Genomic DNA, 23,500 nt, shown 5'->3' with positions numbered 1-23,500 from the left:
TTGTCATAAAACATGATCAGAAGCTTGCACAGGGCCGTGTGTTCTGAAGTATTCCAAGAAGCGATTTTGTAAGCTCATCTTTTGCTTTGATATATTCACAATAGACCCTTTCCGCCAGGTTAATCGCCATGTAACCATCGCCGGAGAGGATTTTTTCACTGATAACCCGCATATCCCGGAACCATTCCAGCGTAATCAAAGGCTGGCCGGTTTCCCCCCTGACATTGCACGCAAAGGTATATACGGCGTCCCTGCACGTATCCGAAACGCCGTTTTCGGCGATATACACACCGAACAGATTTCCGAGGCCGATCGCGGAGTGGATATATTCCAGAGTAGTCAATTGCTTCATAGTATCCTCGTTATAATTTACATGGAAACCATATAAGCAGTTGTTCTGTTTTAATAGCCGGAATGCGGTTTTATCACTTCCACAGCTAAAATCCGTACCCATTATCTGTACGGAAATCATCATATTATGGATTTTGCCGAGAGACTTGGCGGTTTGCTCCGAAATTAAGCCGGGAGATACTTTCAATATGAACAGGCATTCATCAAACCGTTTGGCGATTTCACATATGGTTGGTATATCATTCTTTTCGTGCGGACAAGCGATATAGCTGTGAATGCCCAGTTCCCGCCCTTCCCCTATGAAATGCTCCATCTGATGAAAAAAATCTGAATTGGATTCGTAGATATCAAAAATCAGAAGCCAGGGAATAGGAACCCCCAAATAATCCTGCTTTTTTTTCAGCTTGTTGGCCCCATATACCAGGCTGCTGTATCCCAGATTCAGACCGACTTTTTTTATCGTATCGTTGTTAACATCCGAAATCATTCTTTTAACCAGCGAATTATAAGGATTCTTTGGATTGGCAATGACCTTCTTGGCGGCATTAAAAAACCATTTCTGATTTTCACTTGTTGAAAAAAGCAGGCCCAAATCAATCAGATTCCTTATGCTGCGGTTTGTGTTGCTTTTCATATCTTCCATAGCTTTGCTGACCGCTATATTGATTGTCCGCCTTATCAGCCTATGCTGCAACTCCAACACCGACAACTCCCTTCCATAATCAAGTACATTATTTAATATACCCCAAAGCGGGGGGGTGCTCTATTGACAGACATCTGCATGTGTAAAGAATCTTTACACATGTTTTTTTTGTCTAATTACTCAAAATATGCTCTATGCTACACTTTCCCATAGATAAATTTGATTGGAGGAGTGTGGTATCATGAACAAAATTATCGGTTCTACAGGGATGAAGCTGGCATATGCGTACTTAAATTCAAATCCTGAAAAAAATATTCCCAAACTTATGGATTGGGTAGACCGCCTTGCTATAAATAACGCAATGGAAGGGCAGCGTAAGGCGGTCCGCAAGATCATCGAAGATAAGGACAACAACGGGTATAGGTTGATTCTCAGTATGTGGACGGATGTCGATCCCGGGGTGCGTAAGGCGTTTTTCAATAACTTCATATTGAATGAAAACTTCATCGGATGGCCAATACAGGAGAAAAACCGGGAAAAGTACAGCTGTAACATACCATGGGCCATCCTGATGGACCCCACCTCGGCCTGTAACCTCAAATGCACAGGCTGCTGGGCGGCTGAGTACGGCAATAAGATGTCCATGAGCTATGAAGCACTTGATAGCATCATTCAGCAGGGTAAGGAACTGGGAGTATATTTCTTCATCTATTCCGGCGGAGAGCCTCTTGTCCGCAAAACGGATATTATACGTCTTTGTGAAAAGCACAGTGATTGCCAATTTCTTGCGTTCACGAACGGCACGCTGATTGATGAGACGTTTGCCGACGAAATGCTACGCGTTAGGAATTTCATACCCGCCATCAGCATTGAGGGTTTTGAAGACGCGACGGATTTCCGCCGCGGCCGGGGCACTTATCATGCGGTTATCCGCGCTATGGAGGTCCTTAAACGAAAAAAACTCCTCTTCGGCGCTTCTCTCTGCTATACGCGATATAACACCGAGGCGATCGGCAGCGAAGAATTTTTCGATTTCTTGATCGACAAAGGGGTGAAATTTGCGTGGTTTTTCACCTATATGCCGGTGGGGGCGGGTGCGGCGATCGATCTGATGGTAACCGCCGAGCAGCGCGAGTTCATGTATCGCCAGATCCGCCATTTCCGCCAGACAAAGCCGCTGTTCACCATGGATTTCTGGAACGATGGAGAATATGTGCAGGGCTGCATCGCTGGCGGACGCAGGTATCTGCATATCAACGCCAACGGGGATATCGAGCCATGCGCGTTCATCCATTATTCGGACTCCAATATCCGTGAAAAAACGCTTCTTAAGGCGCTGCAGTCTCCGCTGTTCACACAGTACCACAAGAACCAGCCCTTTAACGACAACCACTTGCGGCCCTGCCCTCTTCTGGACAATCCGGGTAGACTGACGGCGATGGTGGAGGCGTCCGGTGCGGCCTCGACGGATTTCGTCAAACCAGAGGACGTGCACAGATTGAGCGGTAAGTGTGTGGATACGGCTGAAAAATGGGCTGTGACTGCGGAAAGGCTGTGGGGTGAATCACACAACTGCACCGGTTGCGCGCAATGCGGTGATAAGGCTCAAAAAGCCGTCGGTTGAAAGAGACCGACGCTTTCCTCAAGTCTCGGGAACTTATTCTGGCGTGCGCTTGCCATAAAAACGGCTGCCGTGGCGCAGGGGGCTTACTATGATAAATGATTTTATTATTTTCACTGATACCGCATCGGACCTTCCAACAGGGTTGATTGAAACCCATGGAATTTCTGTTTTACCTATGTATTTTGAAATAGACGGTAAAAGCTACCGTCATTATCCTGACGGCAGAGAGCTCGGATATTCCAGATTTTATCAGATGCTTCGTTCCGGCATCATGGCCAAAACATCGCTGGTTAACAGTTTGGAGTACCTGAGCTATTTTGAACCTGTATTAAAACGCGGTCTGGATATCCTCTACATATCGCTTTCTTCAGGGTTGAGTGGTACTTATCAATCCTCGGCAATAGCCGCAAAAGAGTTGATGGAAAGGTATCCTGAACGAAAAATATACTGCGTTGACTCACGTTGCGCCAGCGTAGGACAGGGTATGCTTGTGTACCACGCCGCGCTAAAAAAGCATGAAGGTTTAGATATAGACGAACTGAAGGATTGGGTAGTGCAAAATCGTGATCACCTGTGTCATTGGTTTACGGTGAATGACTTGAATTACTTAAAACGGGGCGGCAGATTAAGTACTTCAGCAGCTATCGTCGGCACCATGCTTTCAGTGAAACCAATTCTTCATGTTGATAAAGATGGTCATCTCATCCTGAGAGGGAAAGTACGAGGACGCCGTAAGTCTCTAGTAGAGCTTGCCGACCATATGGAAAAATTCTGTGTTAGCCCGGAGAAACAGACGATCTTCATCGGCCATGGAGACTGCATTGATGATGCAGGTATCCTTGCATCTATGGTTGAGCAAAGATTTGCACTAAAGAATATAGCTGTCAGCTATGTTGGACCAATTATTGGAGCGCATACCGGACCTGATGTGATGGTTTTGTGCTTCTTGGGCGGTGAAAAATAGTCTGAATAAAAGAGGATGAATCAATTGCTTATTTTATCAAAATCCTTTTTATGGTTTATTGCATACAGCTTTTTGGGATGGGCCTATGAATCCGCAATTTGCTCAATAAGTGAACGAAGCCTTGTAAATCGTGGATTTTTAAATGGCCCGTTATGTCCGGTATATGGCTTTGGAGCGTTAGCTTGCATATTTATTTTGGATATGAGAACAGACAATCTTATTATTCTGTTTTTTGCCGGCATGCTTATAGCTTGTACGATTGAATATATTACCGCGGTTTTGCTTGAAAAGCTGTTTGATGCGAAATGGTGGGATTATTCTAATTACCGGTTCAATATCCAAGGACGTGTCTGTCTTATAGGGGCCGTAGTTTTTGGTGTTCTCGCGGTGCTGCTTATCAAGTATATTCATCCATTTGCCGGAGGTCTGATTGGCCAACTACCTGCCTGGTGGCAGATTGTTTTGTCAATCGTTATTTTTATTTTTCTCATACTGGATTTGTATATAACTGTGCGTCATCTTCTGGTTCTGAACAGCAGACTGAAAAAGATGCAGTTGGCAATAAACCAATTTTTGAAGCAGTACGCACAACAGGCCGGAGAACTTAAAGAGTCTATTATGAACAAATTTGAAGAAAGTGAATTTTATAACGAACGTATTAAAGCTTTAATTAGTCTAAGTCGGTTTCAGAGTATAAGAATTATTAAGGCGTTCCCAGGCTTGCGATCCATCAACTACGATGATGCATGGCAAAAGCTTAAAAGCATTTTGTTAGGCTCTGATAGCAGGAATTAGAAAACTGCGTTTATAGATGTGCTTTAGAACCATGAAAAATTAGGAAGATTGATTGCTTGGAACGTAGTTTTATGCCTTTCTGTTAAAAACACTATCTCGCATACAGGCAGAAGAGGTCTGATTGCCTATTTACGATCGAAGTACCTTTTTTCTGTTTCATTTTGTACAAAAGTCATTCTTAAACGAACGAGGGGCTATACGCCCAAGGGAAGATAGCATGAACTTACCAAACAAATTGACAATATTAAGAGTGATATTAATACCAGTTTTTATTATTTTTTTAACAAAAGAGTACTATTACATATCAGGAATCCTCTTTGTTGTAGCTTCTATTACAGATGCTCTGGATGGATATTTAGCAAGAAAGTACCATCTCATTACGGATTTCGGCAAGATAATCGATCCCCTGGCTGATAAGCTTTTGATTACATCAGCTTTGATTTGTTTAGTGCAACTAGGCAGTATTGCGGGATGGCTTGCCATAGTAATTCTGGCGCGAGAATTGGTTGTTACCAGCTTAAGATCTATTGCGGCTACGAAAGGAATAATCATTGTTGCAGAAAGATCGGGGAAAATCAAAACAGTACTGCAAATGTTGGCCCTGTCGGTTATTTTGTTGCGCAATTGGCCTTTTTCAATTTTTACCGATTTACCTATTGGAGATTATTTGCTTTGGCTTGCTGTAGGCATGACCTTGTATTCAGGAATTGAATATATTCTAAAAAATCAAACATTACTTCAGCAAAAAAGTTCAAGCATGAAAAACAGCCCAATATTCAGTACTAAAGCAAAAGGAAAGCTGAACATAGGGCGTTTATTGATATACAGCTACTGTACAAGAAAAGGCGAAAATTTATAACCTACCTAATATTTTATGTAGAATAATCCATACCCATCTAGTCTGAGCAGAGCCTATTACATCGCCATAGAGATGCTTGATGCGGCCATGTTATCTAGGTGACACGGCCGGCATGCGCCGCAAAGCGAGGAGTGATTCTGGTGACAAAAACAACGATTGTCGGGGCCGGTAGTTGGGGTACGGCTTTATCATATTCATTGGCATCCAACAAAAAAAAGTAACTCTCTGGGGAAGAGTAGAGGATGGAATCAATGAGGTAGCAGAAAGTAGGCAGAATCCCCGTTTCCTTCCCGGCGTTATTTTGCCGCAGGAAGTAGAAGTGTCCAACGATCTGGAGAAAGCCCTTGCCGGAGCAAAAAATGTTGTACTGGCTGTGCCCTCTCATATCGTACGGGAAGTAACGCATAAAATTGCCGGTTTTTTAGAGCCTGGCTGTATCGTTATCAACGTAGCCAAGGGGATTGAAACGGAGACCTTACTGCGCTTGTCTCAGGTGATTGAAGAAGAACTCAGCGGTAAAAACACTCATATTTCTGTCTTATCCGGACCCAGTCATGCCGAAGAAGTCGGACGTGGCGTCCCCACAGCTGTAGTGGTGGGCGCTAAAACTCGCCAAGTAGCTGAAAAAGTACAAGATCTCTTTATGTCTCCGCTTTTTCGGGTCTATACAAACCCTGACCTGGTGGGAATCGAATTGGGTGCAGCTTTGAAAAATATCATCGCCTTGGCTGTCGGAATCACGGAAGGTCTGGGCTATGGTGATAATTCAAAAGCGGCACTGATCACTAGGGGTTTGGCGGAAATCGCCCGTTTAGGTGTGGCGGTCGGAGCGAACCCGCTGACCTTTGCAGGACTGACGGGTGTGGGTGACTTAATCGTAACTTGCACCAGCATGCACAGCCGTAATCATCGTGCCGGTATCCAGATTGGACAAGGGGTTCCCCTGGATGTAGTCCTGGAGCGGATGGGTATGGTTGTGGAAGGTGTGAGGGCTACCCAGGCAGCTTATCGCATGAAGGATGTTTATCAGGTCGCGATGCCTATCTGCGAGGAAACATACAATGTCCTCTTTAATAAAAAAGATACCAAAGAAGCGGTTATGGATCTGATGCTACGTCAACGCACGCATGAGGTCGAAAAAATTGTGATGAATCCACCTTCTTAGCCAAGTGGATCAAGCTTTGACGTGTTTCTCGGATGTGCTGGTGTAAAAACCTCACTGTTGAATTATAAAGTAGCTAATTAATTGGAGGTAAATTCTGTGTCCTTGCAGGACTACAATTAGCTTTTATGCCAGATAACCGAATAATTGCATGATATGGAGTGTTATGTCGAACAGGCGTAGGCTGCAAGGAAAACCTTGCAGCCTACGCCTGTTCATTGTCGCTTTTTGCTGGATACGAAGGAAAAACAACAGCTTTTGTTATTAAAAGGAAGCCGTAATATCGAAAAAAGACAGCATTAAAAAATTATTTTTCCAAAACCCTGTATTTCATCCTTCTCATTTTAATGTATAGAGCGAGAGGAGAGGAAGTTCTATGAAAAGGAGTGCTGAAACCTATAAGGCTGTAGAAAAAGCGTTTTGCGCCTACATTAAAATTGTCATAACTCGTTCGTCACAGGGATATTTCCGCGCCCAATACAAGCATTTCAGCAGAACTATTCCCTTGGAGGAAGTGGAGGAAAGCAACTTATGCGCCGAAGCAGACATAGATATCAATATTTCTGTTTTCGATGGGGACAAGCTGGATGAATACATCGAAAATGAAATCCTTTCTGCGGTTATCAGTACCCTCAATTCAAAGGACAAACAACTGCTCTACATAAAATATTACGAGAATAAAACCGACTATCAGCTTTCCCTCATTTTCGGTGTGACGCAACAGAGCATCACTGAGCGGAAAAACCGGATTCTAAAGAAGCTGAGAAATCGGTTTCAGATATGAACCAGCCATCTTCTTTCTAATCCGTGCCCCCCCCTTTCCGTGAAAGCTTACCACTTTTACGGAAAGGAGGAAAGGGCATGCCGGAAATACTGGATTTAATTGAAGCGGCCCAGAATGGTAACGATCGTGCGATGGAAAGCCTCATCCGACAGTTTGAGCCGTTGATTATCAAAAGATCCTGCCTGTTTGGGAAACTGGACGAGGATTGCAGGCAGCATTTGACGTTGGAATTCATATTGGCGGTACACAACTTTGACCTAAAGCGGTTTGACTAATAAACAACTATAAGGCTTGCAGAAAAAGATTCTGTAAGCCTTGTTTTTTGCCCTGTATTTTTACAAGGCTTTTTCAATGTATAGGGCGAGAGGGCAAGAAAGCTTCCCCCTTGCGGTCTTTGATAAGTGAATAGGTGTCTTTCCGGCACATTCCCCGTATGCCCTGAAAAGGGAAGCCAGATTGCAGGTACGCCAAGACCACCTGTCCGGCATCAGTCGGATCACAACCGAAGTATCCATGCCGTTATGGATTGGATGAAGGTAAGGTGCGAGCGATCAATACCGTGCAATCAATAAATGTCGGTTGCATTTAAGGTGACACATACGGAGGGATAATGATACTTCCGTCCAGCCACAGTCCGAGCGTGATAAAACCGTCGCAGGCAATGGGGATGGCCCGTCAGTATGGGGGGAGGTGAAATTCCTATGAGGATGGTCAGCCGCCGTCCGCCGGATAAGTCCATAACGATAAAACTGAAACAGAAAATGCAGGTCAGGGGTGCGCACCTTGGTGCAAGCTGTATGAATACCCAATCATGGGCGCGCCCCTGTTGCCTGCATTTCTATTTTGAAAGAAAGGGGCTGATACCTTGCTGAAAAACAATGAAGCATATAAGCTGATTTTTCGGGAATACCCGGACGTGGTCAGTGTGGAGCAAATGTGTGAAATGCTTGGCGGTATCAGCACGAAAACCGGATACCGCCTTTTGCGGCAAAATCAGATCAAGCATTTTAAGATAGGCAGGACGTATAAAATCCCCAAGCTTCATATTTTCGAATACCTGGCGGTCGTGCAGGAATCCGATGCGTAAAACATCGTTCGCACCTTTGCAAGATATTTTGCAGCCTGCTACACTAAAGCCGTCAATGGTAGGTGAATATGGACTGTTACTGATTTAAAGGAGGCAAAAATTCATGGTAACAGGACACCTGCGAGAAAAAAACGGCTATTTCCAGATGATCCTCACCTATAAGGATATGGACGGAAAACGCCAAACCAAGTCCGTCAGCACGGGACTTACCGTCAAGGGGAATAAAAAACGCGCCGAAACGCTGCTTTGGAAAACCAGGCAAGAGTTTAATCCCGACACGGCAATGAGTGATAAAAACGCCTTGTTTGCAGACTTCCTGAAAAAATGGCTGCAGGAAGTTATCAACAGAGTAGAGGCCGACACCTACGCCATCTACGCATACGACGCCAAAACCTTCGTTATCCCTTATTTTAAGGATACCGCCGTGACGGTGGCGAAAATAAAGCCGGGGGACATCGAAGGCTACTATCAGTATGAGAGAACAGAAAAAAACGCTATAAAAACCGCCCTGCTCCAATATCACGAGGTCATCAAGGAAGCCTTGGACTATGCCGTGGAGCTTGAGCTGATCCGGGACAATCCGGCCGACCAAGTAAACCCGATCTCCGGCGAAGTGCGAATACTGTTTACCGACTTCCTGCTTGAATGGCTGGAGATGATCAAACACAATGTGGAAATGACCACCTACGCCTCTTACGCTATGTGCATCAAGAGTTGTATTATTCCTTATTTTAAGGACTTCAAGCTTACGCTGAAGGATGTAACGCCCAAGCACATCCAGGACTATTATCAGTACGAGCTGAACGAGAAAGGCGTAAGCGCCTGCACGGTGATCCACCGCCACGCCAACATTCGCAAGGCGTTGCAGTACGCTTACAAGGTGGGCCTGATCGCCTTTAACCCCGCCGACCGGATCGAGCGGCCCAAAACCGCAAAATTCGTGGGTAGCATTTACGATGCCGGGGAACTGGAAGCCTTGTTCGCCGTCGTGAAAAACAAGCCGATAGAGTTGGCCGTTATCCTGGGCGCGTTTTATGGCTTGCGCCGCAGTGAAATCGTCGGGTTGAAATGGGACGCGATTGACTTTGGAAAAAAGACGCTGACTATCAAGCACACTGTAACCGAGGTAAGGGTGGACGGAAAAGCCATCATCGTGGAAAAGGACCGCGCCAAAACCAAGTCCAGCCACCGCACCCTGCCGCTGGTAGAGCCCTTTGAAAAGCTTCTCCGGTGGCTGAAGGAAGAGCAGGAGCGCAATCAACAAATATGCGGGAAAGACTATTGCCGGGAGTATCTTGACTACATCTACGTGAACGAATTGGGAGAGCGGGTCAAGCCTGGATATATCACCCAGAATTTCGCGCTCACGCTGAAAAATCACGGCTTAAAAAAAATTCGTTTTCATGACCTAAGACATAGCTGCGCCAGTTTGTTGTACGCCAACGGTGTCAGCCTGAAGGAGATCCAGGAGTGGTTGGGACACAGCGATATTTCCACCACCTCGAACATTTACACCCACCTGGATTTCAGCTCCAAGGTCGCTTCGGCCAACGCCATCATCGGCGTATATCCCTCCTGACATCCCTCCAAAGCGGGCGGAATGCCAGGTAAATAGGGCGATGAGAGAACTGCAAATATGCGCTAAAATGGTTCATGTGACGGTATGCCGGGCGGCAAACAGAAGGTGTCGCCAGAAAAGAAAAAAGCCCTCAAATCCGCTTGTATCGCGGCTTTAAGAGCGCTTGTTTCTGGTGCCGATGGCCGGAGTCGAACCGGCATGGAGGTTATCCGCCGCATTTTGAGTGCGGTGCGTCTGCCAATTCCGCCACATCGGCAAGTTTATTTCAATTTCCCTCTCCATAATCCGCTTTTGGAATTTGGAGGGATATGGTGGAGGGATATTAAAAACCATAGAGACTATTCAATTATCAAGAACCCAGCAACCATGCGGGTTTGAGAGCCGCCGACCGGTCGAAAAGGGGCTTTCACGCACTGGATTTTGAGTCCAGCACGTCTGCCAATTCCATCACTTCGGCATATGGTGTTGATGAGTTGATGTGTAATCAAGCAAGATTTATTATACCCTTTTAGAAAATATTTTGCAAGGGTTTCCGGAAAATTTTTTAGCGGTAGACATATGCCCGATTTGTAGCAAGCAGGCGTATTGGGCATTAATTGGTTTCTTTGATTGACAAAAACGAAATCATGAGTGGAATCGCATGAATATAATTTCCGTATCATTATAAAGGGCGGCAATCAGCCGCCCAAACAACTCCTCGAAAGAGCTTAGCCTTTCGTAAGAATTCAGGAAATCCAGGAATTTCCCTAATTAAAATATAAAGCTTAGCAATGAAACAAAGAACCGTCCCTGCACTTCCGCACTAGAAGTTCCAATAGTCCTTTTTTCGGAAGAAAATAAGGTAGAGTATTTCCAGAATGCCCACCGTATTGACAACTAAGAGCACAAGATACCAGGGTAGTTGCCGGTTGCGGGCCGCATGCCATAAGGCGATGCCCTTCCATATGAGCGACCAGGTTACTAACACATAGAGCAAAGCAGGGTTGGCTTGGAAAAATTGTACCAATTCATTCATTTAAAAGTCCTCCTTTTCATTGATGATTATGATTATAAAAACAGATCAACTCTTTGCCCAGAGAAGGATTCGTTCAGGAAATGCGCATAAAGAAGTAAACAATCATGATGATTTCGGCGCCGATTTTTATCAAGGTGCCTCCCAGGATGCCCATAATGGTGCCAAATCCGGCACGAACGGCCGGGATCATTTTAATGCCGCGGATCAATTCCACTACTACGGCTCCAACGAAAGGCCCGATGATAATTCCGATCGGCCCCAAAATGATCACACCAAGGATGGTGCCGATCACTGAACCCCAAGCAGCCTGTTTGCTGCCTCCGTATCGTTTGGTACCGGCAGCTGAAGCAATATAATCCACTAAAAAAATGATGATAACAATTAATCCTTGCAGAATAAAGAAAGGGACATCCAAGGCGGCGAACCGGGTCATGAATCCATAAATCAGCATGCCCGCGAAAATAAGGATGGCGCCCGGCAAGACAGGCAAGACGGTTCCCAGGAGACCGGCGACAAAGAAGATCACCGCCACCACTAATGCAACATCCACCTAAAACTCCCCCCTCTTACAACCGGTGCTTACGTCTATTATGGCATATTTCACACAAAAACGGAACAATAAACATGCAGCATTCTTTAATTCAAAAGAAAAAAAGTTGCCAAATTTATGTCTAAAAAGAGTATTTTGTGGTATATTTATAGGTAGAGCTATGTAAGAATGATTCCTGTTTATGTTTGCAATCTTTATTCAATAAATAAAAATATAAAAATATAAAAATAAAAAGTTGAATAAGGTTTGACCAGAACTTGAAATCATGACTTGAAATCAGGAATTGAAATTTTGAATTGAAAAATAAGGGAGGATTTATTTTATGAGCAACGAAAAAACCTTGAAAAATTTAATGGATGCTTTTTCCGGAGAATCCCAGGCGAATCGGAAATACTTGGCCTTTGCCAAAAAAGCCGAAGCAGAAGGAAAAAAGAATGCTGCCAAATTGTTTCGGGCAGCTGCCGATGCGGAAACCCTCCATGCCCTGAAGGAATTTGAGATAGCGGGGAAAATTAATTCCACTGCCGAAAACCTTAAAGACGGCAAGCTTGGTGAAACTTATGAATATGAAAGCATGTATCCCGGCTTTATCAAAGAAGCGGAGGAAGAAGGGCAAAAAGACGCCATCCGAATCTTTACCTATGCCATGAAAGCAGAACAGGTTCATGCCGGACTCTATCAGGATGCATTGGATAACATTGATCAGGAAGAAGAAGTATTCTACTATCTCTGCCCCATTTGCGGCAACATCGAAAAGAGCGTTCCGGAGAAATGCGGGATTTGCGGTGTTCCCGGGTCGAAGTTCATAAAATATTAATAATGTTAATTATATAAAAAATGCAGTGACAAAATAAAGGACTTTTCCCCTGATCAAAGAATAAATAAGATTATTATCTTCGTAAAATTATTTCGCCGAGGTTCCATATGAATGTGCAAAACAGCCATAAGGAAAACAGCCATAAGGAGCATAGGAAAAGAGTAAAGAACAGATTCCTTGTTGAAGGCCTGGATGCTTTTGATGATCATCAAGTGCTGGAGCTTTTGCTCTTTTTCTCCGTTCCCCTAAAAGACACCAATGAGCTTGCTCACCAGCTGATCAAAAGGTATGGTTCCCTGTCCGGAGTTTTCGAAGCAGATCCCAGTGATTTGGCCACTAATGATGGAATAGGGGAGCATAGTGCTGCGTTGCTTTCACTGATTCCCTCTGTTACGAGAAGATATATGAAGGACCGGTGGGGGGAACGTCCTCTTTTAAACAGTACCACAAAAGCAGGGGAATATGTCACTTCTTTATGTGCCGGCAAAAATTATGAGGTATTTTATGTGATCTGTCTGGATGCCCAGTGCCGTGTCATTTTTCCTGCTTTAGCCCATGAGGGCACTATTAATCAAGCTCCTGTCTATCCGAGAATTATCGTGGAAACTGCACTGCGTCATAAAGCCCATAGCGTCATCCTGGCCCATAATCATCCGGGAGGTTCCTCTAATCCTTCCAAACAGGATATTGAGGTAACCCAAAATATTACCGCGGCGCTAAAATCTATCTCCATTCAGGTAGTGGATCATATTATTGCTGCTGGAGAAAATTTCACCAGTTTTGCGGAAAAAGGCATTCTGTAAGTAATTGCAAAAGAAATAGTGAATGTAATCAAAAATCACACAAATCACACAAATCACAAAAAATCATAAGTAAAAAATAAAAGGATAACCATTATTCAATGGTCATCCTTTTTTTCAATACCCGGGGTCTGATTATTTCCCTGCTATTCCAAAAGATGTTTAATCTCGTGGAACCAGGATCGAGGATCATCCGAGAGCATGTTCCAATTCATGAGGTGCACTTCAGTCTCTAAAAATAGAGCACAGAATTTGCCGCCCAGTTATTCCTTTTGTCTTGCCCTACCTGCTTACCTGGATTACTCAAGGTTAGTTTATAGTCAGGAATATTGTCTCCCATGATTTTTCACCCGCCCTTTTTCCCGGGTATCTAAAACATATTATCTCTTTTCTTCAAAAAAATATGTCAGGAAAATGATGGATTTGCACTTTCAGAAAGCACATGAAAGCACATGAAAGAAAATGAAATAACATGAAATAACATGAAATAACATGAAATAACATGAAAGCACATAAAAAAATACCGCACCTCAGTGCGGCTCGAAAGAAAAAAATTATCAAATAGTAAGGGGACTGTTCAATGGAGAACAAAGTTGGTTGTTCAACGCAATTTGATTGTACCATCTGACACTATGGAAAGGCAATAGAACCAGGCATTTGAGTCAAAATTTTCAACTTTGTAACAACAAAATACACTTTGTATCTTATCAGGCTCTTTTCATACTCTTAATCACTTTTAGTTTTGTTTTCATACACACAGGAAGCAAAAGAACCATCCCCTTGCACTTCCTTGTACTTTTAGTTTTTTGCTTTAAGGTAATCCTGGGCCGTTAATAATTCGGCATTTAAAACGGAACCGCCGGCAGCCCCCCGCAAGGTGTTATGGGAGAGGCAGACAAATTTGTAATCAAACAAAGAATCTTCCCTTAACCGGCCGATGGAGACGCCCATACCGTTTCCCAGATCCCGATCTAATTTGGTTTGCGGTCTGTTATCTTCTTCAAAATAGGTTAAAAACGGCTGAGGGGCACTGGGGAGATTTAAAATCTGAGGTAATCCCTGGAAATTTCTCCACAGTTCCAGGATGGTTTCCCGATCCGGCTTTTGCTCAAAAGAAATAAAGACGGTGGCCAAATGACCTTCAGAAACAGGCACCCGGATACACTGTGAGGTGATCACCATCTCCTGGTTATCCTTAATCACATTGCCCTCAATACTGCCCCATATTTTTAAGGGCTCATTCTCACTTTTGCTTTCTTCGCCGCTGATAAAGGGAATCACGTTATCACACATTTCGGGCCAATCGGCAAAGGTTTTTCCCGCTCCGCTGATTGCCTGATAAGTGCTGGCAAGAATTTTCGTCGGTTTAAAAGCCATCAAAGGATGAATGGCCGGAACGTAGCTTTGGATCGAACAATTTGGTTTTACCACAATAAAGCCGTTTTTGGTGCCCAGTCTTTCTTTCTGTTTGGCAATAATCCCCAGGTGCTGAGGGTTAATTTCCGGCATAATCATGGGCACATCCGGTGTATGCCGATGGGCGGAATTATTGGAAACCACCGGGGTTTCTGCTTTCGCATATTGTTCTTCGATTGCTTTAATCTGATCTTTGGGCATATCCACCGCACAAAAGACAAAATCAACTTCCCGGCTGATTTCGTCAACCTGATTGATGTTTTTTACTACCATATCCAGTACAGCTTGAGGAATGTCCTGGGTCATTTTCCACCTTCCGGCTACAGCCTCCCGATAGGTTTTACCTGCCGAATTTTCACTGGCGGCAATGACCGCAATTCTGAAATAAGGATGATCCTTGAGCAATAGGGCCAGCCGCTGCCCAACAAAACCCGTACCGCCTAATATTCCTACCTTCAATCTTTTATCCACAAAAGACACCTCCATACAAAATAATGTCTCCCAATCATTTCAAATCATTTCAAATCATTTCCTAAAAAGATCATTTAATAATGAATATGATAAATTGTGATATTATCATGATATTATCACAATTTATTATATAAAATAAACATTGCAAAACATTATATCTTATGGGATGGAAGATGTAAAGTGCTGATGCTGCCAATTGCTGTCAATTTCTATGTATATGATAAAATATGATAAAATATTTATATGACAAAGGACAAGGATTGATTCCCCGGACAAAATCCGATAAAATAGAATAAGGGAAATAAAATAAAATAAATAAAATAAATAAAATAAATAAAATAAATAAAATAAATAACGAAAAAATATGTAAAAAGCTATTTATCGTCAAGATGACTTATGTCAGAAATTTATTTTTATATTATTGTCGAAGGTTGAAACAAAATGTGCACTTGAAACGTCTAATTAGTAGTTGATGTTAGATGTTTATGTAATTTTATGGTGAAATCAGTTACTGAAAGTGGGTGAAAACTAAGAACAAGCAAACAAGTTGACGAGTGGAGGAAAACAGTGAGGAGTTGATGTCTTGAAATTAAATTGGTTCCCGAAGAAAATTTGCATCATCCTTTTAACGTTCTGTTTGGCAACAGTTATGCTTGGCTTTAACGCTTTTGCCGCAGAAAAAAAGGTCAACATCAAAGTGGACGGTGTGGCCAAACAATCGGATGTATCTCCCTATATTGACGGCCAAAACCGTACTATCGTTCCTTTGCGGTTTATCGGAGAGGAATTGGGCTACAGTTTTTCTTGGAATGAAAATACCAAGCAGGTGGTTTTCACAGGCGGCACTAATTTGATCTCGCTGACCATCGGCAGCAAGGATGCCCTGGTCAACGGTCAGAGAGTGCAGATGGATACCGTTGCAGTGGCGCGAAGCGGCAGAACCATGGTCCCGATTCGTTTTGTACTGGAAAATTTGGGTATCAAGGTGGATTATAACAGCTCAAGCAATACCGTTAATGTGGTCACGAAAGACGTTACCGGAAATTCTTCAGTCAGAACCCAGGTAGCTCTCATTGCGGAAGATAATGTCAATGTCAGGAAGGGTCCAGGCACCGAATATGGTGTGATCAAAAAAGTAAACAAAGGAGATTCCTTTCAGATCCTGGCCGTAAAAAACGATTGGTATCAAATCGCCCTGGACAGTGCCGCTGACGGCTGGGTGGCAGGCTGGCTGCTAACCTTGCGCGGCAGCAGCGATCTGGCTTCCCGAAGTCCGGAGCCGGAAGAGAGCAGGAACCCGGTAAAAGTTGAGCCGGAAAAACCGGTCAATCTTGTTCATATCGACGATGTGGATGTGGATGTGGAGAACGGTGAGGTGTTCATCACAGTTTCCGGTGATGACAAGCTTAAATACACCTCCTTTGCTTTGGACAACCCGAAGCGCCTGGTGATCGACTTCTCCGATGCTGCCCTGGGAAATTTCGGTGAAGAAAATGAGCAGAGATTTGATGTCAGCACCGATCGGGTGCAGGGCGTGCGTTTAGCTCAATTTGCAGCTGACAAAGTGCGCATCGTCGTAGATGTTTCAGGACCTGCGGGACTTACTTTGATTACAAATAAGGACCGCGAGAAGACTTTTCAGATTTCCAAACCTACGATCACGGGTAAGACCGTAGTTCTGGATGCCGGTCATGGCAGTATCCAACCGGGCGGATGGTCAGATTCCGGGGCGGTGGGGCCTTCCAATCTCTATGAACGGGATGTTGTTTTATCCATTACCAAAAAGGTGCGGGATATTTTGGAAAGCAAAGGTGTTAATGTATTGATGACCCGAACCGGAGACACCAGGCTCACCTTGGGCGGACGGGCGGATGTGGCGAATAAGAATGGAGCGGATATCTTTGTTTCCATCCATGCCAACGCCAATACCAAAAGCTCGATTAACGGAACCTCTACATACTATTATGCCGGTGTGGCGGGACAAGCTGAGGTGCGTAAAAAACTGGCTCAATCTGTGCAGCAATCCTTGGTGGATGCAGCTCAAAGAAAGAATATCGGAGTCTTACAGGCTTCCTTTGCCGTATTGAAATATACCGATGTTCCTTCCATTTTAGTGGAAACAGCTTTTATTTCCAATCCCACGGAAGAAAAATTACTGGCTGATGATGATTTCCGGCAAACCCTAGCCGAGGGGATTGCCCAGGGAATCGAGAATTTCTTTTTAAATCAATAATCGAAACAATAATTAAATCGTAATTAATGGGGTATAATAGGTTTGATTGGAATGATTGAGATCAAACTAAAATTGAGATCAAACTAAAAAGGAAGCAAAAGAACCGTACCCTTGCTTCCTTTTTCCATTTAACAAACCATGGGAGGTTCAGAATCAAAATGAAGAAAATAAGCATACTAGGTATGATTTTTTTGCTGCTGCTCCTGGCATTGCCCGGATGCGGCAATAATCCCCCGGCAGATGAAACAACCAAAGAAACGATCCAATTATTTTACGGGGATGCCCAGAATGAAAAGATGGTTTCCGAAGCACGGGAAATCAGTTACACCCCGGAGCAGGACAAATATCAGGTTGCGTTGGAAGCATTGATCCAGGGTCCGGAGAATCAGGCATATATGGTCAATATTGATCAAAATACCAAGGTTCTTGGTACCACCAAAGAGGGATCTGATTTGATTGTGGATCTCAGTAAAGAGTTTAATACCTTTGCCGGGAGTATGGCCGAGATCATGGCCGTCGGTTCGGTGGTCAATACCATGACCCAGTTTGAAGGAATTGAAAGAGTCAAAATCCTGGTGCAAGGGGAAGAGCTGATCGGACCAAGCGGCAATCCCCGGGGCTTTATGACTACTTTCCCCACGGAACCGGACGGACAAACAGGAAATCAGGATGAAACGGAAGTAACCCTTTATTTCGGCAATCAAAATGCTGATAAGGTGGTAGGAGAAAAGAGAATGGTACCCGGCTCACCCCAGAAAGATCAGGTAGAGTTTATTAAAAATGTGTTGAACGCTCTCATTGCCGGTCCCAAAGGCAATAATGTGTTTGCCACTATTCCGGAAGGTGTCAAGGTCCAATCCGTCACCATCGACCAGGGCTTGCTCCATGTTGATTTCTCCGAAGAAATGCACACTAATCACTGGGGCGGCGCAGCCGGAGAATCCATGACCATCAACTCCATTGTCAATACCGTCACTGAGTTTGATTTTATTAACAAAGTAAAAATCACCGTGGATCAAAGCCCCCTGGCCATCGAACACATCGTGCTGGACGAACCGGTGGAACGCAATGAAGAGATGATTGAGTAGGAGAATAGCGTATGCATCATTTTTTTGCCTACCTGTCCAGGATGAAATTCATTCAACGATGGGGACTTATGCGTAACACCCGCTCAGAAAATATTCAGGAGCATAGCCTGGAAGTGGCCATGATTGCCCATGCTTTGGCCATAATTAAAAACCGCTTTTTCCGGGGTCAGGTCGATCCGGAGAGGGTGATGGCTCTGGCGGTATTTCATGAGGTCAGCGAGGTGATTACCGGTGATCTGGCTACTCCCATTAAATACTTCAACCCGGAAATTGAGAACGCCTACCACAAAATTGAAAAGGTGGCCAAAAAAAAGCTGATCAATATGCTGCCCCGGGATTTGCAGGACGATTATGAAAACCTGTTATTTGTGCAGCAGGAGGATTGGCAAAATTGGCGTCTCGTCAAGGCCGCCGATAAGATATCCGCATATCTTAAATGCGTTGAGGAATTAAAGGGCGGCAATCAGGAGTTCTCAAAGGCATTAAAAACTATCAAAGTAGAACTGGATCGATTGGACTTACCGGAAGCAGCCTACTTTATGAAACATTTTCTCCCCAGTTACAGTCTGACATTAGATGAACTGAACTGATTGAACTGAACTGATTGAATTGGAACTGAATCAAATTGGGATTGAGTTGAATTGGAATTGATTTGAATTGAAACAAATATATTCCGGAAAATTTGTTGTTAAAAAGAAACCATTGTGTCATAATACAGTCAAGAGCAAATTAATGATTGGGGGAGTATAACGAACCATGGATACTAAAGTTTATCAAATTCCTTGTGCAATTGACCGGGAAGATCTTTTAGCACGATTGCACATCAAACCTGACAGCTCCTACATCGGAAAGGTGGATCAGCTGATTGACGAGGCCTTGAAGATCGGCAAGCCGAAAATTGCCTATAAACTGGCTTTCGTAGATGACAAGGGAGATGACTTTGTAGTTATCGAAGGCATCCGATTCTCCAGCCGCATCTTACGTGTCAATATGGAGGACACCTTTAAAGCCGTTCCTTTTGTGGTAACCTGCGGCACAGAATTGGCAGATTGGGCCCAAGGTTATCCTGATACCTTTGATAATTATATTGCGGATGGCGTGATGGAAGCCGTTCTCCGTTCCGCCCTGGAGAAAAGTTATGCCCGCATCGATGAAGAATTTAATTTAGGTCATGCGGCTAATATGAATCCCGGTTCCCTTCCGGAATGGCCCCTCACTGAACAGGAACCCTTATTTCAGCTTTTAGGCGATGTCCAAGGATTAATCGGCGTTGAATTAAAGTCAAGTTTCCTGATGAGCCCCATCAAAACCGAGTCCGGCATACGTTTTCCGAAGGAAGGCACCTTTTATAATTGCCAGCTTTGTTCCAGGGAAGACAACTGCCCCGGGCGCAAAGCCCCTTTTGATAAGGATCTCTACAAAGAGAAATACCTGAAAAAAGACTAAAAAACATGCTGAAATGCACCCTGGTCATCTATCAAAGGATGATTAGGGTGCATTCTAAAACATTTCACTTGACAATTTTCGGGTACTGATTTATTATATTTGTTGTATCCCTGATGGATAATTAAATATGGGGCTATAGCTCAGTTGGTTAGAGTGCTTGCTTGACATGCAAGAGGTCACAGGTTCGAATCCCGTTAGCCCCACCAAAGTTTGCAGATGATCCCAAGGGCAACCCTTGGGATTTATTTTTTGATCATTAAAAATTATCATCAAATGGGGGAAATTCATGAAAATACTAGTGACAGGGGGCGCCGGATATATTGGCAGTCATACCTCGGCGGAGCTGCTTCAGGCTGGATATGATCTTGTGGTCATCGACAATTTCTCTAACTCCGCGCCGTCAGCCCTTAGGGGAATTAAAACCATTACCAACCGTGATTTTTCCTTTTATCAGGGAGATGTGACGGATCAATCAATGCTGGATGAGATCTTTCAAGCCCATCATATTGATGGCGTGATTCATTTTGCGGGCTTTAAAGCCGTGGGTGAGTCTGTGCAGGAACCCTTGAAATATTACCATAACAATATTCTGTCCACCTTGGTCTTATGCAAAACCATGGCCCGCTATGGCTGTAAAAGCATCGTTTTCAGTTCTTCGGCTACGGTCTATGGCAATCCATCCCGCCTGCCCATTACCGAGGATTTTCCTTTGTCCGCCACCAATCCTTACGGCAGCTCCAAGCTGATGATTGAAAACATCCTGGGAGATTTATTTATATCAGACCAAACATGGCGGATTGCTCTGCTCCGCTACTTTAATCCCGTGGGCGCCCACAAAAGCGGCCTTATCGGTGAAAACCCTAAAGGGATTCCCAATAACCTGATGCCGTATATCGTAAAGGCGGCAAAGGGAGAGCTGCCCCAGTTGAATGTCTTCGGCGATGATTACGAGACCCGGGACGGTACCGGTATCCGTGATTATATTCATGTGGTGGATCTAAGCATTGGGCACATCAAAGCCTTAGAAAAACTAGCCCTGGGATCGGGGATCTTTACTTATAACCTGGGCACCGGCAAAGGAACCAGTGTTTTGGAAATGATCACCGCCTTCGAGAAAAGCACCGGCCAAAAAGTTCCTTATCGCGTGGGAAAACGGCGCCCGGGTGATATTGCAGCCTGCTACGCCGATCCGGGCAAAGCAGAAAGGGAGCTGGGCTGGAAGGCGGAATTGGATCTGGAAGCCATGTGCCGGGACGCCTGGTATTTTTCTGTAAAGTCTGATCAAATCTAATCAAATCTAATTGAAAACATGAAGTTTGATTAGGTTTGATTAAGTTTATTAGGTTTGATTAAGTTTATTAAATCGGATCAAGTCTGTTATATTTTTAGGACCGGGTTTTTTGGAAACCCGGTCCTTGCTGTTTGTCTAATCAGCGCATCAGATTTTAATGTCGATTATTGTCGAGAAGATTTACTAAAAAAGTGAAAAATTAGCAAGGAATTAGCAGGAAATTAGGAACAAATGAAGAATATATAATCTGGTGTTCTATGTGGAACATTTTAGCATATATTTTTAAGTTGGCCTTTTTTAAATTCCTAAATTCCTAAATTCCTAAATTCCTAAATTCCTGAATTCCTTAAATTTTAAAATCATCAAAATCACTTTTAAAGGAGTCTTTTAAAATGTTCTACAGCTGGCGTTCTCTTGTGCTGATGGCGGTTGATGCCATCCTGCTCCACTTAAGTCTGTTTTTCGCATTATTAATCCGCTTTGACGGACAGATCCCTGGGAATTATATCAATACATATTGGCAAATTGCCCCCTTTTCTACCATTATCATGATGGTTTTATTTTTTGCCTTTGGGCTATACCGCCGTGCCTGGGAATATGCCAGTATCGGAGAACTTATGGCGGTGATTCGGGGCGTGACATTGGGGAGTATATTAACGGTTCTTTTAGCTTATCTTTACAGCGGTTCTACCTTTCCTTTGCCCCGATCAGTATATCTTTTGGACTTCATTCTGCGCATCGTATTTATCGGGGGATCCCGCATTACCTGGAGATTGATTCGTGATAATCATCTGGGCGGCAAGAAAAAAAGTGCCGATAAAAAAGTTATGATCTGCGGCGCCGGGGATGCCGGGGTGCTGGTGGCGAAGGAATTGAAAAGTCATTATAATGGCAGCGTTGAGATTGTTGGTTTTGTGGATGATGATCACTGCAAAAAAAATATGATCATTCAGGAAATCAGCGTTTTGGGAGGAAGAGAGGATATCCCACACTTAGTCAAAAAGCATCAGGTGGATGAAGTGATTATTGCCATGCCCTCCGCAGATATCCAGGTCAAAAAAGAAATTTTAGGTATTTGCAAAAATGCCGGGGTAAAAGTGAAAATCTTGCCCGGCGTCTATGATCTAATCGACGGCAAGGTAAAGGTCAGCCAGATCCGGGATGTGGAAGTAGAAGATTTATTAGGCCGGGAACCGGTGCAGGTTAATATGGATGATATTACCGCTTACCTGAAAGATCAGGTGGTGTTAATCACCGGCGGAGGCGGATCCATCGGTTCCGAGCTGTGCCGCCAGGTGGCTCATTATCAGCCGAAGACTTTATTGATATTTGATTCCTGTGAGAACAACGTCTATGAAATTGACATGGAGCTGAAAAAAAGCTTTCCCCATTTAAAAATCGTGCCCATGGTTAAGAATGTGCGGGATCGCAAAGCCTTAATCAACACCTTTATGAAATATCGTCCCCAGATTGTCTTTCATGCCGCGGCTCACAAGCATGTGCCCATGATGGAGTACAATCCGGAAGACGCCATCAAAAATAATGTTCTGGGTACCTACAATGTGGCCCAGGCCGCCGATATGTTCCATGCCAAAAAATTTGTCTTTATTTCTACCGATAAGGCGGTAAATCCCACCAGTATCATGGGCGCCACCAAGCGGCTGGGGGAAATGGTGATCCAATATCTGGACACCATCAGCGAAACCAGTTATGTTGCGGTGCGCTTTGGCAATGTATTAGGCAGCAAGGGTAGTGTGATTCCTCTGTTCAAGAAACAGATTGCCAACGGCGGTCCGGTGACGGTGACCCATCAAGAGATGGTGAGATATTTTATGACCATTCCCGAAGCGGTACAATTGGTGATCCAAGCGGGATCGATGGCAAAAGGCGGGGAAATTTTTATCCTGGATATGGGCGAGCCGGTCCGGATCATGGATCTGGCCTATAGCCTGATTGAACTGTCCGGGTTTAGACCGGGCAAAGATATTGAAATAAAAGTGACGGGGACTCGTCCCGGGGAAAAACTATACGAAGAGCTCCTGACAGCTGAAGAAGGCGTCACCGCCACGACCCATAAAAGAATCTTTGTGGCCAAAAGAGGCGAAATCATGTCTGAACTGATTGAGGAGAAGATCATCGGCCGCATTATGCGGGGCAATTTGCCGGAGAATGAAAATGAAACACAGCACATGATTCAGGAATTTCTGCCATCATTCAGAAGCCACACAATAGAGGCACCGATTACAGCCAATGAGGTAAGTTAGAGGTAAGTTAGAGGTAAGTTAATAGAAGAGGTTTTCAGAGAAGTTTTCAGAGAAGTCTTAAGGAAGTTTTCAGGGACGGGGTTGGCACCAGCCTCGTCTTTTTTATTCCCAGAATTCTGCCCAACCGACCGACCAACTGACCAACTAACCAACCGTTTTTAGAGGAAATTCCGATTCTGCGTTGAATATATTAAATTGTTTATAAATTGTTTATATTTTCAGTTGTTTAACTTTTAACGTTTGACTTTTGACTTTCAATAT

Annotated in this window: 21 protein-coding genes and 2 tRNA genes; 18 read left to right on the top strand and 5 right to left on the bottom strand. The window is 44.0% G+C overall.

Going from position 1 to position 23,500, the window contains the following annotated elements; genetic code table 11:
- Positions 1-16: 16 nt before the first annotated feature.
- Positions 17-994: a hypothetical protein gene (locus CEQ75_RS15515; RefSeq protein WP_157677503.1), complete on the bottom strand. Its 978-nt coding sequence runs from the start codon at positions 992-994 to the stop codon at positions 17-19.
- Between the two features lie 241 nt (positions 995-1,235).
- Between CEQ75_RS15515 and CEQ75_RS15510 the strand changes: the two genes are divergently transcribed.
- The 9 genes from CEQ75_RS15510 to CEQ75_RS15470 all read left to right on the top strand — a co-directional run bounded on the left by CEQ75_RS15510 (position 1,236) and on the right by CEQ75_RS15470 (position 9,848).
- Positions 1,236-2,618, top strand: coding sequence for a radical SAM protein (locus CEQ75_RS15510; protein ID WP_089611997.1), 1,383 nt, complete (start codon positions 1,236-1,238; stop codon positions 2,616-2,618).
- Positions 2,619-2,706: 88 nt separating this feature from the next.
- A complete protein-coding gene (locus tag CEQ75_RS15505; RefSeq protein ID WP_089611996.1) occupies positions 2,707-3,582 on the top strand; it encodes a DegV family protein in 876 nt (291 codons plus the stop codon).
- 15 nt (positions 3,583-3,597) lie between these two features.
- Positions 3,598-4,377, top strand: a complete 780-nt coding sequence (locus CEQ75_RS15500) for a putative ABC transporter permease (protein WP_242965260.1) — start codon at positions 3,598-3,600, stop codon at positions 4,375-4,377.
- Between the two features lie 217 nt (positions 4,378-4,594).
- Positions 4,595-5,236: a CDP-diacylglycerol--glycerol-3-phosphate 3-phosphatidyltransferase gene (gene pgsA, locus CEQ75_RS15495; protein ID WP_338031973.1), complete on the top strand. Its 642-nt coding sequence runs from the start codon at positions 4,595-4,597 to the stop codon at positions 5,234-5,236.
- Between the two features lie 172 nt (positions 5,237-5,408).
- Positions 5,409-6,401: an NAD(P)H-dependent glycerol-3-phosphate dehydrogenase gene (locus CEQ75_RS15490; RefSeq protein WP_338031971.1), complete on the top strand. Its 993-nt coding sequence runs from the start codon at positions 5,409-5,411 to the stop codon at positions 6,399-6,401.
- A 373-nt stretch (positions 6,402-6,774) separates the two neighbouring features.
- Entirely contained in the window at positions 6,775-7,182 is a 408-nt protein-coding gene (locus CEQ75_RS15485) for a sigma-70 RNA polymerase sigma factor region 4 domain-containing protein (protein WP_089611994.1), read from the top strand.
- Positions 7,183-7,259: 77 nt separating this feature from the next.
- Entirely contained in the window at positions 7,260-7,457 is a 198-nt protein-coding gene (locus CEQ75_RS15480; protein ID WP_089611993.1) for a helix-turn-helix domain-containing protein, read from the top strand.
- Positions 7,458-8,047: 590 nt separating this feature from the next.
- The gene (locus CEQ75_RS15475; RefSeq protein WP_420838518.1) at positions 8,048-8,269 is read left to right on the top strand and encodes a helix-turn-helix domain-containing protein; all 222 of its coding nucleotides are present in this window, start codon (positions 8,048-8,050) and stop codon (positions 8,267-8,269) included.
- A gap of 103 nt (positions 8,270-8,372) precedes the next feature.
- Entirely contained in the window at positions 8,373-9,848 is a 1,476-nt protein-coding gene (locus CEQ75_RS15470) for a tyrosine-type recombinase/integrase (RefSeq protein WP_089611992.1), read from the top strand.
- 170 nt (positions 9,849-10,018) lie between these two features.
- On the opposite strand, the gene CEQ75_RS15465 is transcribed toward CEQ75_RS15470, so the two are convergent.
- The 3 genes from CEQ75_RS15465 to CEQ75_RS15450 form a co-directional block, all read right to left on the bottom strand.
- Positions 10,019-10,104, bottom strand: a tRNA-Leu gene (locus CEQ75_RS15465).
- Between the two features lie 546 nt (positions 10,105-10,650).
- Positions 10,651-10,863, bottom strand: coding sequence for a DUF5652 family protein (locus tag CEQ75_RS15455; protein ID WP_089611990.1), 213 nt, complete (start codon positions 10,861-10,863; stop codon positions 10,651-10,653).
- A 73-nt stretch (positions 10,864-10,936) separates the two neighbouring features.
- Positions 10,937-11,413, bottom strand: a complete 477-nt coding sequence (locus CEQ75_RS15450; protein ID WP_089611989.1) for a DUF456 domain-containing protein — start codon at positions 11,411-11,413, stop codon at positions 10,937-10,939.
- A gap of 322 nt (positions 11,414-11,735) precedes the next feature.
- Here CEQ75_RS15450 and CEQ75_RS15445 point away from each other — a divergent pair, with 322 nt between their 5' ends.
- Together CEQ75_RS15445 and radC are read left to right on the top strand one after the other, a co-directional pair.
- Entirely contained in the window at positions 11,736-12,230 is a 495-nt protein-coding gene (locus tag CEQ75_RS15445; protein WP_089611988.1) for a rubrerythrin family protein, read from the top strand.
- Between the two features lie 107 nt (positions 12,231-12,337).
- Entirely contained in the window at positions 12,338-13,033 is a 696-nt protein-coding gene (radC, locus tag CEQ75_RS15440) for a RadC family protein (RefSeq protein WP_089611987.1), read from the top strand.
- Between the two features lie 795 nt (positions 13,034-13,828).
- Here the strand turns inward: radC and asd are convergent.
- Complete coding sequence (asd, locus tag CEQ75_RS15435) at positions 13,829-14,917, bottom strand: aspartate-semialdehyde dehydrogenase (protein WP_242965258.1); 1,089 nt, start codon at positions 14,915-14,917, stop codon at positions 13,829-13,831.
- Between the two features lie 583 nt (positions 14,918-15,500).
- Here asd and CEQ75_RS15430 point away from each other — a divergent pair.
- From CEQ75_RS15430 to CEQ75_RS15400, 7 genes are all read left to right on the top strand, one after another.
- Positions 15,501-17,150: an N-acetylmuramoyl-L-alanine amidase gene (locus tag CEQ75_RS15430; protein ID WP_089611985.1), complete on the top strand. Its 1,650-nt coding sequence runs from the start codon at positions 15,501-15,503 to the stop codon at positions 17,148-17,150.
- A gap of 158 nt (positions 17,151-17,308) precedes the next feature.
- A complete protein-coding gene (locus tag CEQ75_RS15425; protein WP_089611984.1) occupies positions 17,309-18,238 on the top strand; it encodes a GerMN domain-containing protein in 930 nt (309 codons plus the stop codon).
- A gap of 11 nt (positions 18,239-18,249) precedes the next feature.
- Complete coding sequence (gene yfbR / locus CEQ75_RS15420) at positions 18,250-18,828, top strand: 5'-deoxynucleotidase (protein ID WP_089611983.1); 579 nt, start codon at positions 18,250-18,252, stop codon at positions 18,826-18,828.
- A 166-nt stretch (positions 18,829-18,994) separates the two neighbouring features.
- Positions 18,995-19,684, top strand: a complete 690-nt coding sequence (locus CEQ75_RS15415) for a methionine synthase family protein (protein ID WP_089611982.1) — start codon at positions 18,995-18,997, stop codon at positions 19,682-19,684.
- 129 nt (positions 19,685-19,813) lie between these two features.
- Positions 19,814-19,890 (top strand) — tRNA-Val (locus CEQ75_RS15410).
- Positions 19,891-19,970: 80 nt separating this feature from the next.
- Positions 19,971-20,975, top strand: coding sequence for a UDP-glucose 4-epimerase GalE (gene galE, locus CEQ75_RS15405; protein WP_089611981.1), 1,005 nt, complete (start codon positions 19,971-19,973; stop codon positions 20,973-20,975).
- Between the two features lie 392 nt (positions 20,976-21,367).
- Positions 21,368-23,239: a nucleoside-diphosphate sugar epimerase/dehydratase gene (locus CEQ75_RS15400; RefSeq protein ID WP_089611980.1), complete on the top strand. Its 1,872-nt coding sequence runs from the start codon at positions 21,368-21,370 to the stop codon at positions 23,237-23,239.
- The last annotated feature ends 261 nt before the right edge of the window (positions 23,240-23,500 follow it).

The organism is Dehalobacterium formicoaceticum (assembly GCF_002224645.1).
Lineage (GTDB): Bacteria > Bacillota > Dehalobacteriia > Dehalobacteriales > Dehalobacteriaceae > Dehalobacterium > Dehalobacterium formicoaceticum.
The sequence above is the reverse complement of the archived record's forward strand: the minus strand, read 5'-3'. Positions and strand labels throughout refer to the sequence as shown.